The organism is Alloalcanivorax dieselolei B5 (assembly GCF_000300005.1).
Classification (GTDB): Bacteria; Pseudomonadota; Gammaproteobacteria; order Pseudomonadales; family Alcanivoracaceae; genus Alloalcanivorax; species Alloalcanivorax dieselolei.
Window position 1 is genome coordinate 3508066 of sequence record NC_018691.1, and the last position, 17283, is coordinate 3525348.

At 62.1% G+C, this 17283-nt stretch carries 7 protein-coding genes; all 7 read right to left on the reverse strand.

The window, feature by feature from the left end:
• Positions 1–260 precede the first annotated feature (260 nt).
• Entirely contained in the window at positions 261–12491 is a 12231-nt protein-coding gene (locus B5T_RS15600) for a filamentous hemagglutinin family protein (protein ID WP_237740373.1), read from the reverse strand.
• Positions 12492–12752: 261 nt separating this feature from the next.
• Positions 12753–13754, reverse strand: coding sequence for a FecR family protein (locus tag B5T_RS15605; RefSeq protein ID WP_014995492.1), 1002 nt, complete (start codon positions 13752–13754; stop codon positions 12753–12755).
• Positions 13747–14301, reverse strand: a complete 555-nt coding sequence (locus tag B5T_RS15610) for an RNA polymerase sigma factor (RefSeq protein WP_014995493.1) — start codon at positions 14299–14301, stop codon at positions 13747–13749. The genes B5T_RS15605 and B5T_RS15610 overlap by 8 nt, the downstream gene beginning before the upstream one ends.
• A 27-nt stretch (positions 14302–14328) precedes the next feature.
• On the reverse strand, positions 14329–15030 hold the full coding sequence (locus tag B5T_RS15615; RefSeq protein WP_014995494.1) for an STN domain-containing protein: 702 nt from the start codon (positions 15028–15030) through the stop codon (positions 14329–14331).
• 157 nt (positions 15031–15187) lie between these two features.
• Positions 15188–15556, reverse strand: a complete 369-nt coding sequence (locus B5T_RS15620; protein ID WP_014995495.1) for an energy transducer TonB — start codon at positions 15554–15556, stop codon at positions 15188–15190.
• Between the two features lie 129 nt (positions 15557–15685).
• A complete protein-coding gene (locus tag B5T_RS15625) occupies positions 15686–16378 on the reverse strand; it encodes a S1 family peptidase (RefSeq protein WP_014995496.1) in 693 nt (230 codons plus the stop codon).
• Between the two features lie 31 nt (positions 16379–16409).
• Entirely contained in the window at positions 16410–17165 is a 756-nt protein-coding gene (locus B5T_RS15630; protein ID WP_014995497.1) for an imm11 family protein, read from the reverse strand.
• Positions 17166–17283 lie beyond the last annotated feature (118 nt).

Genomic DNA, 17283 nt, shown 5'->3' on the forward strand with positions numbered 1-17283 from the left:
CCCGGTCGGGCAGTGACCAGCCTGATTGCCAATCGCTCTTTTGATAGGAGATATTGCGTCGATTGACAAGATATAGACGATTTCAGTTTGGTGACACCGAACCCGATTCATAAAAAATTAACAATAAAGACGTCATAACGAAATGATAGGCCTGACCTGGGCGACCGTAGACCGTTCGCACGGCATTACGGCCCCTTCACTCCGTACAGGATTTACTCCCTATTATAAACAAGACCAGCCAGGCGGACGCCATGTTCCCATCAAAGGGATTGCTGATCGTCGTCCAACCGTGCCTGCTCGTCTTTCGTCAGCCGCCGCTTTTGCGCCGTACTCAACTTACCAACACCAATCACCTGCAGAGGGCTGGCGTCGTCGTAGTCCTGCCGCGAAGCAGGCGCCCTTGCGGCTCCTGTTGCCGGCGCCAAACCTTCATCGCCATAGCCAAGGATTTCCACATTAATAATCGAGGGCTGCCGTTGCCGCTGGCGCCGCCCCACCTGCTCCGCCGCCTGCACCGCGCTGGAGGCGGCGTTGCTGGCGCTGGTCAGGGCGCCCACGTTCACCGCCGCCACCGCCGGCAAGCCGGTGGAATCCCCTTGCACCTGGATGTTCTCCGCGTTCACCACCTGCAGCGCGGCGATATTGACGTTACCGGAGACACGGATGCCTGCCTCGCCAGCGTCAATCACGCCCAGCGGTGCAATCAGATCAATGTCTCCTGGCGGCACTTCCGGAATCGGTGCCAGGGTGGCGATCCCCGCGCCGGTGCTGGGCACGGATGGTGACAACGTCACATTACCCAGATCGTCATAAGTACGGCGCGGCGGTGTGTAAACCAACGTGGTCTTGGCACCGCGGCCGGCGTTGATGTCGCCGGCGTTGGACCAGGCGAAGATGTCGCCGCCGTAGGTGGTCATGATGCGGGAGAGGCCCAGCGCGATATCGCCCTGGCTGAACAGCTGAATATCCCCACTGCCCTGGGTTAGGATGCCGTTGTCTCCTTCCAGGGGACGCACCGCTTCCGAGCCAATGATCAAGTCGCCGCCCGGTACCAACATTTGGATGGTCCCACCACCCTCGGTGCGCAGGAGACCAGAGCGCTCGATAACGTTTCCGTTAATAGCGTCCGTTTCCTGAGTAGTGAACATGGTGAAGTCGCCGTCATAGCCCGAGGTGCCGGCCTCGCTGTCCATCTCCGGCAACAGCGTCTCGATCATGCGGCGGCCACGCAGATAACTGCCGTAGCGGGGACCATCCGCCTCATTGAATTCCCGACCGCCTTCGCGTAACTCGGCGTAGTACACCTCCCTCAGGAAGATGCGCTGCTGCTCTGGCGCCAGGGACTGGAAGTAGCTCAAAGCATCGGTGTCATTGAGCACCGCTTCGCCGTATCGGGACAACAGCCAGGTTTCCAGCTCTTCCTCGTAGGTTTTGGCCACCTTATCTGGTTGATCACCAAGCGGTTGATCCGGATCGGCCAGATTGGCAGGGTCCAGATAAGTGTCGATGAGCGCCTGGTAATCCGGGCCGGACTCGCCCATGCCCGCGTTCACCACGATATCAGCGCCACCGTTGTTAGCATCACGCGTTCCGTCGCTAAAGGGACCCACGCTACGCACCCAGCCCCGGTCGGCTTGGTAGACGTTGCGACCGGCGGTGAGTTCCAGGGTGCCCGGGCCTACTACCTGAGTATTGATATGAATCAGATCACGGCCAGCCTCGATGATGGAGACATCCGTCGGGCTGTAATGTCCCAGAGCGGAGTTTGCCAGCCCTGCGCCCCCACCGCCGTACTCAACGATATCCCGACCAGCGCGCACATGCGCGGGGCGACCGGCCCGATTTTGCAGAGAGCCAGAGGTACCAACCACACCATAATAGCCGTAATACAGCTGATAAATATCGCCTTCCAGCGCGTAAAAGCGGGCCGGGGCCACCTCCAAGCCGGATAGCGACGCATCATAGACCGTAGACAAGCCCAGCGTGTAGATGGACTCCCGGGCCAGAATTTCCAGCCAGCCGTTGGACGACACGTCCGTGGTCAAGTTGACCTGGTTGGGCGAATTGCCGTTGCCGTATACAGAACCGCCGGCGGCCACCGCGCTGAAACGGGCAGGCAGGCTACCGGACCCCGAGCCGCCACCGACGCCAATATCACCGCCCGTACTGAACACAAGCGCTTCGGTGTGATCGGTCCGCAGCACCACCCCATTGGTAGAGGGATCCTGCACATTGACCAGAGCATCTCCTTGCGTATGGAGGGTAGCCTGGGCATCGCCCAGCACCAGCCTCAGGCCACCAAAGGTCCGTTTGTTCACCAGCAGCAGTTCATCATCCGGACGTGGATCAGTGTTGGTCTCGGCCACCTTATAGGTTTGCCATAGATCCCCCAGGGCCTGGGCCCGCACCTGGACGTCACCACGTAGGTTGGCTATGCCGCCCTGATCCAGGGAAGAGGCGAGGAAGACCGGATCTAGGGTGCCGGTCACATCCAGCTTAAGGTCGCCACCGCCGTAGGTATGGCGTTGCCCCTCGCCATCCACCCAGCCGGCGCCGCCGACCATCAGGAAGACACCGCCCAGGACTTGACCGTCGGAGGTACGGGTGTGGGCACCGACATCACCGCCAGCGGTCACCGTCAGGTTGCCGCCCCCCAGGGTGCCGATGCCGTCGAAGCCCATCAGGTCCAGATATCGATTGCTGCCAGAACCGGCCAAGCCATAGTTACCGGGGTTGATGCCCCATACTTGCTGGTTTCCGGTTTCAGTGTTCGAGGCAGCCCATAGCCAGTGATCGGTCTCACCATTGGATTCATACCCCTGGATATCACGGCCCACTTGCAGCAGAACATTACCGCCGCCGGTATTGATCAGCGCGGTGGCCGCCGCCGCGGCATCCTCATACAAGGCATAATCGGTGTTGAGGACGGTACCGTCCTCGGTACGCTCAGCCCCAAGCGCCGGCGCCCCTTCCACCGCCGTACCCCCCGTGTAAATGCTGAACCGGGAATTCTGGAGGTAGTCGCGACTGGCGATCAGTTCCAGATCGCCCGTGCCGGTGCGGATCACACTCAGCCCCTCCCGAACTACATCCGCATCCAGCCCTTTATAGGTAACGACCTTATAGTCATTGTCGAGGATCAGATCCCCTCCGGCTGTCAAAACCTGGGTTGAGCGACTGCTGGCGGAGGCCAGATCGGCACCGGAGACAAGCCGCAGATCCCAGCTTTCCGAGCCCTCATTCATGGCGGATGCCATGGGCCAGATCGGCTGTTCGAACTCCTCACCTTTAAAGCTGGAAATGCCGAAGCCCTTCGGCAGTACGAAACCCGTCTCCAACTGGAGATCTTCCCCATATTCCTTTGCATCTATTACGTTAATGCCTCGAAGATCTGTTCCTGCTGGTATGAGTGAGGGCCTAAAACTCATTGCTACGTTAAACGCACTGCCTTGGAATATCGTTGTGCCGGCTGGAAGTGATACGAACCCGACGGTGGTGCCGGCCGGAACAAGCCCGGGTCCATAAGTTGTCCCTGGTCGTGCAAGATCATTGATCTGTACAGGCAATATGATATCCGCGGGAAGTGTCGCGCCAAAAGGCAGAGATACAGGACTCGATAATTCACCGTCGAACGGTATCGAAACGCCTGGAGAGACCTGGATCAACGTTTCCGTCAGATCGAAAGGCAACAGATATGGACTCCCTGAACTATGAACACTGCCCAGACTCCATCCCGATCTCAGCGTTAGGTTTTCCTCAAGCTCAAAGTCTTGCGTCAACTGCCCAGCACCATTCAACAACCCCGGATCCAACTCAAAATCCAATGTATAACTGCTGTCGGGGGTATTAGGTGGCAGCTTGAAGCCATCGGTGACACTGCCATTCACCTCCAGATTGCCCCCGGCGCGCATCACGAACACACCAGCGGTACCGCTGCCGTGCACGGCCTCATCCACATCCGGCCCATAGCGATAGCCGGAGAAGTCCAGATCACCATCGATACGCAGATTGCCGTCCTCGGTGGCGGAGACGATCTCCACACCGGGACGCAGGGAGAACGCCTCACCAGCGGCGTCTTTCAGGCTTGCCAAGCGCTGTTGCAACTCGTCGTTGGCCAGGGCCGCGTTGATGAAGTCCTTGCTATGCTCATGGACACCATCAAGACCATCCCAATGCGGATTTTCTTCCTCACCTTCAGGCACCCTCTCTTTCGTTTTATCCAACCAATCCTGGTCGACAACCTGGGTGTTTTTGTTCTCAGGATCATCCGGGGCGTCATCGTAGGTCCAGAATCCGTTCACCGACACCCGCTTGGCACCGTTCACCGTCAGGTTGTCACCGGCATCCACCGCTACGTCATTACCCGTTGCCGATGTTTCAGAGGGATCGCCCAGGCGGCGGGCATTCAGATCGATGGTGCCACGGGCTTCACCGCCCGCGCTCACATCCAACGTCACGTTATCACCCAGCACCAGACGGCCATCCCGGCTGGTCAGGTTGATAATGGCCCGGTTGCTGCCCTCGATGGGATCGCCATAGCTATCCAGTTTGAGTTGCTCGCCACTGGCGTCCAGGGTCGCGCCGTCCTCCACCCGTAGATCATTGGCGGCGGCCAGGTAGATACTGCCGGCGTAGTCGCCACCGGCGCGCAGATTGCCGTCGACGATCAGGTCGCCGCCGTTGGCCGTGGCCTCGATATGTTGTGCGCGGACTTCCTCGCCCAGGGTCAGATCACCCTCGTTGGTCTCGAAGCCGCGCAGGTAGTCGAAGCCGCCGTCGGTGAGGCGTTGGTTGAGGGCGACGAAACCGGGCAGGGTATTGGCCTTGATGCGGATGGTGCCGCCTTCGCCCTCCCCTTCCGGATCCTCCTCGGGGTTACGGGCGACCAGCTCACCAGCCAGGTCCACGGTCCCGTTGGCGGCGGTGGCTTCCAGCTTGCCGGCATCGCTGTATGGTGCGGACACATCAATACGGGAGCCGGCGGCCTGCTGAATATTGCCTTCAGCGCTTTCCAGGCTGACCGCGCCGCCGAAGCTGTATCGGGTGACATCGAAGAAGTCCACCGCCCGGCCGGCCACGTTGATCAGGCTGCCATCGGCCAGCAGCAGATCGTCAGTGGACTCGATGGCCACCTTGCCGCTGGGGGCGATAATGCTGCCCTCGACACGGACACTGTTGCCTTCCAAGGTCAGTTGCGCGCCCAAATCCAGATCCACCGAGTCCACAGCGGCGGCATTGTCGGGTCGGCTCACCAGCAGATTACCGCCGGTACGGTAGGCCATTTCGGAGCCGGCCTGGCCGGTGAGCACCGGGGCGCTCAGGGTCAGGTTGCCGCCGCTAAATACATCGCCGTTTTGCTGCTGATAAACGGATAACTCACCGTACAGTTCACTGGTGATGCGCTCATTGGCCTGGAAGGTGACGTCGCCAAAGCCCAGCATCAGGCGTTCCAGGGTGGCGTTGGCGGTTTGATCACCGGCCAAACCGTTGAAGCCGAACAGCACCTCGTTGGCGTCCACCCGGAAAGCACCATTGCCTGTACCCGCCCCCCCGGCGATCACGTCGCCGGGGGCCACTGAGCCCATTTCCCAATCCGGTGTCCCTTCCCGGCCCGATGAGTAACCCAGCCCACTCCAGATAAACTGATCGGTGCGAATGGTCACCGTGTCATCGGCATCGCCAAGGCCGTAAATGGCCGGTCCGATAAAGCGCAGATTGGCCTGGGACTCACCACTGTCATCGTAGGTGTCCAGGGAGACCGAACCAATGAAATTGATGGAATCGGAAGCCTGCAGGCTGAGACTGTCTAGCTCACCCAGCGCCAAAAGGCCATCCAGCGTGCTCTGGTTCAATTGCCATCCACCGGAGAGCACCCCCTGGGCCTCAGCCGCCGCCAGGGCGGCGGCCTCGCCGATATTGACGTCCTCCATGGACAGCAGCAGATCGCTGGCGGCCAGGCTGATATCGCCGATCTCCAGGCCACCCGGGGCGGATAGGGCCAAGGTGCCCTCGCCGTACAAGCCGGCGCCGTCCTCGATACGGATGGTGCCGCTGCCGCTGGCGGCGCCGAACTGCATCCGGTCGTTGCTCACCGTCAACAGAGCGACATCGGCGACCGGGGAAATAAGAAAACCGTTGTCGGCGCTCCAGCCGGCCTGGCCCTGACCACGGCTGTCGAGCACCGCGCCGGACTCCACCACCACGGCACCCTGTCCCGACCCGCCAATCAGCAAGGAACCGGCCCGCAAGGTGGCGCCGGAACGAATCACCGTCTTGCCGGAGGCGCTTAGCCCGCTTGCATCCCTATTAACACCAACCCCCAGCACAGTGGCGCCGAGATGGTTCAGATCCTCGTCCAGAAAGGTGATGTAACCGCTGTCCTCCTCGTCACGCTCGCTTGTGGCGGCCACCACTTCCAGATCCTTGCCATACAGCGCCACCATACCGCCACGACCATCTTCCACCTGGGTGTTGCGCAATTCCCCGTTGAAGGAGAACACCCGGTCATCGCCGCTGGCGGCATAACGAAAATCAAAGCTGAGCGGCCGCACATCTTCCGGCAACAAGGGAGTCATTAGCCGGGTGTCGCCGAATTGCGCCAGCGTGTTCGTCACCCATTCGCTCAAGGTGGTTTCGTTGTAGTCCCCATAGCGGCGCACGGTGTCGCCGGACATGACCGTGGCCCACAGAGGCGCCGAATCCGAGACCCCGCTCAGGCCGTTGACCGTGTTCACCGGAGCGCGATACAGACCCGCTGCCGGGCTGGCCACGATGCCCGTATCATACCGGGCCGTGTCGCCGCCCAACTCCACCCGGTAACCGCCAGGCATCAGGGCGTATTCCGCCGGCAACAGGGTATAGGTGCCCGCCGGCAGGCCGGGCACGCCGTCACCGATGGTGATCCGTTGCCCGACTTTGGAATGGCTTGCCAACGCCGGGTCGAGAGGCGCCTGGCTGTCGCTCAAGCCGGGTACGATGGCGTAGACCTGGGCATCGGCGTCACCGGCATGCCAGGGGGCGGCATTGGCCAGGGCGGTATTGAGGATATCCACGGAACCGCCGCGCCCCGTGGTGAACCCCACGCCGCGCAGCTCGCCGCCGGCGCTGACATCGATCACCGCGCCGTCCTCGGCTTCGAAAGTAGCGGTGGCGAAATGGATGCCCGTGGCGGTGCGCTGATTCTGTTCGGTTCCCCTGAGCCCCACTTGGTCATAGCGAACTTCGGTGCCATTGTAATAATAACTCTCCCCTTCCAGATAGCCGTAGGGCAGCACCAGACCAGCCGCGCTCACCGAAGTCAGGCTGCCTTGACGTAACAGCACGTTCATTTCCAGATTACTAATGAATTGGGGCGTTATGCCTCCATAAAGGTCCGTGGGGTAATTTGTAAAGCCGCCCTGGTTCGCGTGAGGGTGCGAGAATGCGATGCCTCCCAGCGGAGCGTACAGCGCGCCCCCCTGATCGATGATGGGGGCCTCCATGGACAGGTAGCCATAGACGGAAAGCGGCGACCCCTGCTCCCTCGCCCGCGCCTCGTCGTAGTAGCGGAAACGCAGTACCGCATCCTCCAGCGGGCCACCGTTGATGCCGGCATCACCAAGCCCCACCCGGATGCGGTTACCACTATGGGTGGTGGGGTACAGGCGTTGGCTGATGAAGGTCAGCGCTTCCGTCGCCATTAGATCGGCACCGGTGAGGCGGATATCCCCGGTGCTGGTCAGGGTGATATCGGCGAAGCCCGGCAATTCCACCGGGGCGGCGCCATTGGGGGTGTCATGGCTGCCCCGGGCGCCGAAGGTCAGTACCCCTTCACCGAGATCAATCAGCGCCGCCTCCACGCTCAGTTGGCTGTCGCCCTCCGCGAGCGGCGCGTTGTTGTCGAATCGGAGATAAGGATTGACACCGGGATCATCACCGCTTCCAGAGCGAGGGAGACTCACCTGCCCCGCCAGATGCACATGGGCGGCGGCCAACCGCACTTGCCTGGCGGTATGATCGGGGGTGGCCAGGGTGACGGCGGTGAGCGACAGGCTGCCGCCCAGTGCCAAGTCCACGTCGCCATCGAACAAAATAGCGTCCCGGGCCCACAGGCTTAGATGGTCGATGCCCGAATCCTGCAAAGCGTCAACGGAGAAGCGGGCCTGGCCATAGGCCAGATTTTCATCGTCGTAACCAGAGCCGGTATCCGCCTGGGTGAGGGTGATATTGCGCAGCACCGAAGCCTCTTCGGTGGCTTGAGAGGCGGTGGTCAGCGTACCTTCCAGCAGCACCTCCAGACCGCCCCCCGATGCGTTCGCGCCACCGGCTTCGGCCCGCAGTTCACCATCGAAATAGATCCCGGAATTGGAGCGCATGGCCAGGGAGCCGCCGTCGCTGGCCACCATGGTAGGGGCGCCCTGTCCCAGATCCAGGCCGGCACTGGCGCCGGACACATCGATCAATGCGCCTTCACGCACCACCACGAAGAGATTGTTGGTATCGTACAGATTGGCATCGCCGAAGTCCTCGGGCGCCCCCGCCCCCAGTACCACCTCGCCGCCATCCAGCACGACTCCATAGTTGCGATCCCGGGCATCCGTAGCCGTATAAGCCAAGCCAGAGGCATCCAACACCGCGTTCTCACCGATCTCGATCCGATCTTCTGGTCCGCTCGCAGGTCCAATGGTCAGGAAGGAAGAGACCACCTGGATGATACCGCTTTGTGCCCGCAGTATTCCGTCCACAGTCAGCCGATTACGGCCGGAAAGCAACAGCGACTGGCCCGGGTCCACCTCCAGGCGAGCGCCCTCTGCCACCGTGATGGCCCCGCCCAGGCCATTGAGATCGGAGCGCAGGGCAAGGCTGGCGCCGCCGCGTTGTTCCAGCTCTCCGTCCAGAGGGCGTTCCAGGAACAGCTCCGGCTGCCAGGTTTCCAACGCCTCGTCATAGGCGGAGGTCTGGAAAGCGCCCTCGGCCAGACGCAACACCAGCATGGTGACGTCAATCTCGGTCTCTTCGCTAACCAACACCCCTTGATGCCCGTTGATATCGTAGCTGGAGAAGCCACGCTGGAAATCGGCTTCGTTCAGCACCAGCACTTCCTTTACCCGGACATTTGAGGGCAAGCTCGTACCACGCGCCAGGACGGAACCAGCCTCAATAGTGATGTCAAACGGCGCAGGCGATCCGGCGTCAACCACCGATGCACTGGGCACCAGCGGTACACCATTGGGGAACACGTCCGCCGGTACCACGTAATCCGCAGCCCACGCCCCAAGATTTGATGGGGTTTTGGCGATAATCGAAGAGCCCGCCGGCACGATAGCCCCAGAGTATGCCACCTGATACCCTCCCGTAGGAGATTGGTAGGTAACATAGAAAGTACCGTGTTCCGCGTCGGGAACGACCCAATCCGCCCCGGTGACGAGAGGATCCGACATGGACACCCCAAGCTCACCATCTCCGACCGGCTCTCCCGGCGCCGCCGATGTCCTCTCGTAACTATAATCCAGAGGCAGTGGCTGCCCTTCCCGGACCACCAGGTCCTCTATCAGCGTCAGGTCCACGGGCGCGGTTTCGCCGGCCTGTAGTACACCATTGGTCTCCAGGCCCCCGTCGCCAATCACCACGGCCTGGCCGGTCTCCAATATCAGCTCGCCACCGCCAGCAACCCCATAGCTGCGCAGTTCTCCATCCAGGGCCAGTGTGCCGCCACCGGGGCTGGCTGAACCGGAACTCGTGGTGAGGGGTACATTCGCCCCAAGCGTGATATCACCGCCACGCCCTCCCAGAAGTTCTCCATCCGCCTTCAAGGCGGCCCCGGAAGACACATCAACCAGGCTGCCTTCCGCCAGCGTCACATCCTGGGTGCCTTCGATGGTGACATCGCCGCCATCCACATAGGCCTGCTTCCAGTTCTGACTTTCCTCAATCAGCGCGTTGTTCCACAGACCACGGGCGTCCAGCTGGCCGTTTTCGGTCAGACGTAATTCGCTGTTTCCATCCTCATCCGTGAAAGCGATTCGGGTCGCTGAGTTGACGCCTTCCGGCGTCAGCATGTTGGTCAACGTGATGTCCCCGCCCCGGGCGGTGACGGCGGCATCCACCGCCACCTGTCCGGACACCAGACGCAACCGGCCACCCTCGGCCAGCGTCAAATCATTCTCCACCGAGATGCTGCCGCCGGACACCAGATCCAGGCCACCGAGGCGTTGCTCATTCAAACGACCGGCGTCCAGCCAAACGGTGTTGAGCCGTTCGCTGAGGTCGGATTCCAGGGTGAGCTGTTCGCTGATGTCGTCGAAATCGCCGATGCGAATGTCGCTGTCGTAGGCGTTTTCCAGGCCGTACTGGCCATATTGCCCCACCGCCAGGCGGCCGCGGCGGGCCACCCGGTTCTGCGCTTGCTGGTAGCTGTCCCGCCCGGCGTCCTGGGCCTGGTTCTGGCGCTCGCCCTGGAACACTTCGGCAACGATGTCGCCCTCCAGCACGGCGGTGGGGGCGTTGATGATCAGGGTGCCGGCGTCACGGCCCACGGTGTAGCCGTTTTCCAACTGACGTGGCGGCGCGATCAGCGGGCTGCGCCAGGCGTCGGTCTGGCCCCAGCGCTCGCTGACCCGTTCATAGCCTTGGTACAGGCCGGTGTAGAGCATGCTCGCCGGGGCGTTGGAGGCGTCGTAAAGTTTGCCGTCGGCGCCTTTAAGCCAGGTTTTGGCGACGTAGCCGGTCTGCACATCAAGGGTACCGCCGGACAGGTTCACCGACGAGCCGGTCTGGGTAACCACTTCACTGCCGCCGAGCAGCACGGTGCCGCCCGCCGCCGACCATTCCCCGATACCGTGGCCCTGGGTATCCAGGTAGCCGCTCACTTCCAGCAGGCCGCCGGCGGTGTACCAGCGGTCCTCCGTATAGCCGCCGGTACCGGCGGGCACGAAGATCAGGTTGCGGCGGTCGACCCAGACATCACCGTTATTAAGCCCGCCGTTATCGCGGTTGTCCGGCGAGTCCCGTTGATCATTGCCCTGCACGTTGATCAGGACGTTGTTGGATTCCATCGCCACTTTCACGCCCACGGAACCAGACACATCCAGCTCCGATCCCGCGTTCAGGTGGGTGCGGCGGCCGGCGTCCACGGCGATCTGGCCGCCGGTGGCCAGGGTCAGGGAATCCTGCTCGAACACCACGTCGCCGCCGGAGACGATTTCCACCCGGGACTGGTCGCGGCGGTCGGACATCAGGCCGATGTTGTCAAAGGCGCCGGTGATCATGTCATCGCGCAAGGCGTCCATCTCGGCGGACTGCCTGATCAGGGTGTCGCGCTGATTGTCCAGGGCGGTCTCGCCATCGTCCTCAATCACCACCGTGGTCACTGCGCCGTTGCCCAGGGTCACCTTGCCTTCGGCGTCGCTGGCCGAGTTGAGCAGATGAACGGTACCCCGGGTGTTCACCGTGGTGGTGGCCATGGCCACGCCCTGTTGGCGCACGTCATGACCGGTGAGGGTGATGTCCCCTTCCCGCGCCACGATCAGGCCTTCATTGGTGACGGTGCCGGCGTCGCTGCCGGCTTCCCAGGTGCTGGCCACTTCGTTGCCACGGGTGGTGGAGGCCTGGTTGGCTTCGGTGCCCGCGCCCTTGCGGATGTAGAAATCCTCACCGGCGGCCAGGGTGGTCTGGCCCCGGCGGGTAGTGATTTCCCCGGCGTTGTTCACCTCCCGGCCCATCAGCAGCACATAGCCGCCGCCCTGGGTCACCGATTCCGGTTCGTGGGTGGTGATGCGGGCGCCGGCGTCCACCGTCACGTTGCCGGCGGCGTCGGTGAAGGTGGGCTGGGAGCCGTTGGTGTCGATGTACAGGCCGCGTTCGGTGAATTGTTCGTCGCTGATGTCGGCGGCGGCGGCCACCAGGTTGCGTACGTTGACCTGACTTGAGCCGCTGAACACCACACCGTTGCGGTTGACGATCATCACCGTGCCGTCGCCCTGGATCCGGCCCTGGATCTGGCTGGGGCGAGCGTTCGGGTCGTTGACCCGGTTCAGCGCCGCCCAGTTGGCCTGCTGATCGAAGTCCACGGTGGTGTCGCGGCCGACGTTGAAGGTCTCCCAGTTGAGGATGGCCTTGTCGGCGGTTTGTTCGATGCTGACGGTGGTGTGGCCGTCCTTGGTGGTCTGGGTCGGGTCCTTGGCGCCCCGCCAATCGGCGGTGTCCGGGTTCACATCGACCTTGAGGCCACCTTCACCGAGGCCGTTGGGAATGTTCGACGCGGCCTGTTGGGCGGCCCTGCGAGCCGCTTCCTGAGCCGCTCTCTGGGCGGCCACGGCAGCGGCGGTGCGGCCGAGGTTGTTGATCGAGTGTTGCAGTTGTTCGCGGGCGCGCTGCTGCTGTGACAGCGGCGGCGGTGTCCCCACGCCGTTACCCGGGCGCGGTTGCGCGGTGCCGGAACGCATGGCACTGAACCATTCGGCACTGAACGGGCGTGAACCGGCGTCGGCCTGCCCCACCATGAGCGCACTCAAGGCAATCGCTTGAGCCAATGGGGTTAATCGAGCCCGGACTAATCGGGTGCCTTTTTCTTGAGAGAGGTGCGGTTGTCGGCTCCGCTTGCCCGCCAGGGAATGACGTTTGGTTGTGCGCATATCGTTATGTCCTGTCCCGCCAATGCGTACCCTCGGGACGCCTCGAGCGCACCGATGGGCCGGTCTATCCACTGGACGAGCGCCAGACATCGAAACTGTACGGCGCAACAAAAATTTCATCTCCGGGGGAGAACAACGCCATTACCCCAGAATCGCCACGCCTCCTGGCAACCGGGTGAGGCGTGCCCCATAGCTGTCACGAATCATTTCCGGAATGTCCGCCAATTGCCCTATCGGAAACCGTCCCTGAAACCGCCGTTGTGACAACGACTCATTCTGAATCCAGATATGCCCGTCCCGATAACGGTTCACCTCATCGATCACTTCCGACAACGGTCTGTCGTGAAAAACCAACCAGCCGTTTTGCCACGCCAGTTCCGTCTCGAGATCCACCTCTTCCGTGAGCACCACGGACATCCGGTTATAGCGAGCCTGTTGTGCCCCGTGCAGCGCATAATCCCCCTGGGCATGGTGTAACGCCAAGCGTCCCTCCACGCAGGTCACGCACACGTCCTGCCCAGTATGGCGTACCGTGAATCGTGCTTCGCTGGCGCGCAGCTCTCCGCTGCCCGCGATCACCGTCAACGGCCCGGCGGAACGATTAAGGAAACTCACCTCCCCTTCCAGCACCTTGACGCCATCACCTCGCGCCACGGAGGTCAGACGATTCAGCGAGGTCCGGGTGTTGAGCCGCATCTCGATGCCATCGCCCAGCGCGATTCGCTTCTGTTCGCCCTTGACGGTGTGAAAGTCCGCCGACAGCGCGCCCAGGGAGGACCACAAACCCAGCGGCGGGTAGAACATCATGCCGGCGGCGGCGGCCGCGGCCATTCCTCCGCCCAACAACGCTCGCCGCGTCATCCGTCCTGCCCGGGGGAGACCACCCGACGCCATATCATGCCGCGGAGTCTTCGCCGCCACCTTTTCAGCGGCGACGTGCAGTGCGGACCAGAGATAGCGAGCGTCATCATAGGCCCGGGCGTGGGCGGCACTGCGGGCTCGCCAGCGCCGACATGCCTCGATGTCCCTCGCCGAGGCCTTGCCGGAATTGAGAAGGATCAACCAGTCCCGGGCCGCCTGTTCCAGCGCATCGATATCCGCCGCCGGCGGTTCGCCGACCGTCATTTCGTCCCGCTCAGCCATGACGTTTCCCCTTCCGGTCAACCTTCACCGCGTCCCTTCCCTGTTTCAGTTGCGCGGCACACTGATCGAGGGCGGCACGCAGTTCCTTGGCCACCATGCGCTCGGAAATACCGAACCGTTCCGCCAACTCACGGTGCGGCGTCCCCTCCAGACGCACCGCCAACACGATGGCCCGGCGGCGCGGACTCAATCCCATGAGCGCCGTCTCCAGGGTCTCCACCTCGCGTTCCCCCGCTACCCGCCGCACCGGGTCACTCAGCTCATCCTCCCTGGCCGCCAGTTCATCGCTATCCGGCTCGGCGGCATAGCGACGTTCCCGGCGATGCTGATCAATGGAAATGTTCACCGCCATTTGCACCAGGTACGACGCCGGATGCCGTATTGGCTTGATCGCATTCATATCCATGGAATCCACCCGCAGCCAGGTTTCCTGCAGAGCATCTTCCGCCCCTTCGGAGGAGCCAAGCCGATACTCGATACGCCGGCGCAATTCGGCATACCGGGTGGTGAGTAATTCGCGCAGTCGCTTTCTGTTGGTTTCAGACATGCTCAGGCGGTTCCAACTGATGATGGGTCAACCGGCACATTCGGTCATGGGATCCGGCATCAGCACCATGGTCACTGGTTGAGGCAGTCTTCCCGAAACCGCCGCCAAGGACAGCCGCTCAAGCCGCTCCACGATAGCCGCATCCCGATGTCGATCCCCCGAGGACGTCAATAACACGATGCGATCCACATTCCCCCCGTCACCAATCCACAGTTGCATCGCCAAACGGTAATCACCCGGCCGTGTCCGCGCCTGCTCACACAACGATTGCCATACGCGGTCCTGTATATAACCGGCATAGGCTCGGTAGCGCGCACTCCAGCGAGGGGGCTTGGACGGTCTTTTCGTTTCTTTGTGGCCATGGTCGTGATTGACGCGCGGGGCAATGGCATACGCCTGACTGCTCTGGTACCAGTGCGCCTCCAGCCCGGAGCCCATGAGAAGCCGATTCAGAGCCGCCTTCGCGGAGTACTCGCCGGACAGTTCCGGCGCGGAAAAGGCCGCGTAGGCACTATCGAACAGGACGGCCAATCCGGTGCTCTCACTAAACGCCTCCAGGGCCTGTCCCAAAGGTTGCGCCGGAATCGTCAAATGGAAACGCGGGGAAAATGACGGTTCGGTATCAGGTTGCCCGGCCCATCCCTCGGCCCCCCAAAACACGATCACCAGGATGACCAGGACACAGGACGGACACGGCCATTGCCGGTCAAAGATGGCACGACGACTCACAGCTTTGCCCTTCCGGGACACGCCGTGAACCCTAGCAATCCAATATGAATGTTTTGTGTCTTGCCTGGACAAACAAGGCAATGATGGCGCTCGGTTCGTTCGGCAAGCGTCTTTTCAAGACGGCATGTCCGACCAACGAGCAGAGCGGCTTTGAGGCCTAATCCTGCTCTCCCGCCGGCTCGTCCAACGCCTCCAATCCCAGCCGCAATATCAAAGGCTGTCGCATATCCCGGGGCGGCGGTTCGGCCAGAGGTCGAGCGCTCAGCACCTGCTGCAGTGTGTCGTCCATTACCGGATCGCCCAGGGACTCGGACTCGATCTTCTGGATCCGCCCATCCGCGGCGATCCACACCCGAACCACGATCGACGGCGGCGCGAAGCCCGCCCCCACCCAGTTCAGCAGGCGCTCGCCGTCAGGCTGACTGTCGTCGCTGAGCCAGGCCTGAAACTGATTACTAACCAGCCGCGCATAGCTGGCCCAATGCGATGGCACGTTCTGTTGGGCCGTTCCAGTCTGACTCAGCACCAACCCTCCGAGTCCCAGGAACAGGGACCTCAAGAGCCTCCCCCAGCCGCGCCGTAATCTCTCTTTCCACCGCGGGTTACCGCGCCTTTTCTCCGACCTTATGCTCATCATTGCTCTCCAAATCCCCGACTAATCCCTTGCATCACAGATCAAGCCCACCGACAGTGTCGCCGCCCGCGGCGCCCGGGCCTGAGCCGGGCCCAGTTGCGGCCGGGTACTCTCCATGAACGCAATATGATGTTCGGTCAGGAACGCCTTGATGTCCGCTGCCGGCGCAGCCCTGACCCGCACCGTCGCGCCCTGCCCCACAGGCTGTCGCGACCGCGATAGAAGTATCGGCCCCAAAGCCCCTTTCGCCGTCCGTTCCTGAACCAGGCCCAGCAACAATCCGCCTTCCCCCAGCACCGCCGCGCCACTGGCGCCCGGTCGAACCGACGACATCATCGTCAACCTGTCCCGGCCGGGCACCAGTATGGCGTTGAACACCTGCACCGAACGGTTTTCCATGGATTGCAAAACGTCATAACTTTCCGTGAAAACCGGTTGGCTGCCTGGATGGGGAGAGGTAGCCAGTATGGCGCTGAGATAGGGCGTCAACGGCGTGCTCACCACGGCCAGGTCGTAATCCGCACTCTCCGCCACCACGCGGCCTCGGACCACACGGCCGTCCTTGACGACGAAGAGCCGTTCACAATCGGTGATCACATGGCGGGCGGTGACGACATCGCCCCCTTCGTTGATAAAGACGCCCGTGCCCTGAGTCGGGAGCCCCGCCCATGCCGGCCCAACGACCAGGCCCCACAACAAAGCCGACAGGGCCAACGCGCTCCTCCGGCGACACCGCGCAGCGCCATCACGACCGATGACGGCAGGCATGGTACGGCCCGTTCAAGGTGTACTGATCCCGATATACCACACCCCAGCATCCGGCCTGCTCAAGAGCGGCCTTCATGGTATCCGACACAAAAATACGGCTGGGCATCCAATCACTGCGAAAGGCGTGATACCCGTGAACTTTCTCCGGAATGAACGAAACCGACTCGGGCATCGTCAACGTCCGCCACTTGCCGTCCGGCCACGGGGACGCCGGAAAATCAACCTGCTCAATCAGCGTCGCCACCGACTGACTCATATCAATACACGCCCGACAACATCTGGTCACATCACCAATCCAGTAGATTCCGCCTTGCGGATCGCGGCCCGGATAGTGGGTCAGGGTTTCCACGAACTGAAACGCACCGGGGTCGACACCCGTCAGAACATCCCGGGCCGCGCGCGTCACCAGCAGGTGGGGCCCTAAACGGGTCATGGGCACCGGGACATCTTCCTGCCTTGACACCGTCAGTAACGGAGGTTCGGGAAATTCGGGGAAGCCAATCCCCCGCCCCCGGCAACAACCGAATCGGTTCGCCCGTAAATGACCAGACATCAACCGCCGGGAGTTGGACCACTCGCGCCACAGGTCCACCGGCAAGGACAGATCCGCTTCCACTTCCCAATAGTGCATCAACCCGGCGCATTCCAGCTTTGGATTCGGTTCTCTCATCACAAAGGTTCTTTCCAACAAACCGTAGCGCCGCGGCCCGTTACAACTGACCAGCTCCGACAATACCCTTTCCTGCTTTTTAGACGAAATGAAACGTGGACAACCGAAGCATTTCATAAAACCTTCACAGGCTTCTGATGGGATAGGCGTCATCCAAATTGCTACGATTTCTCTCGTTTTA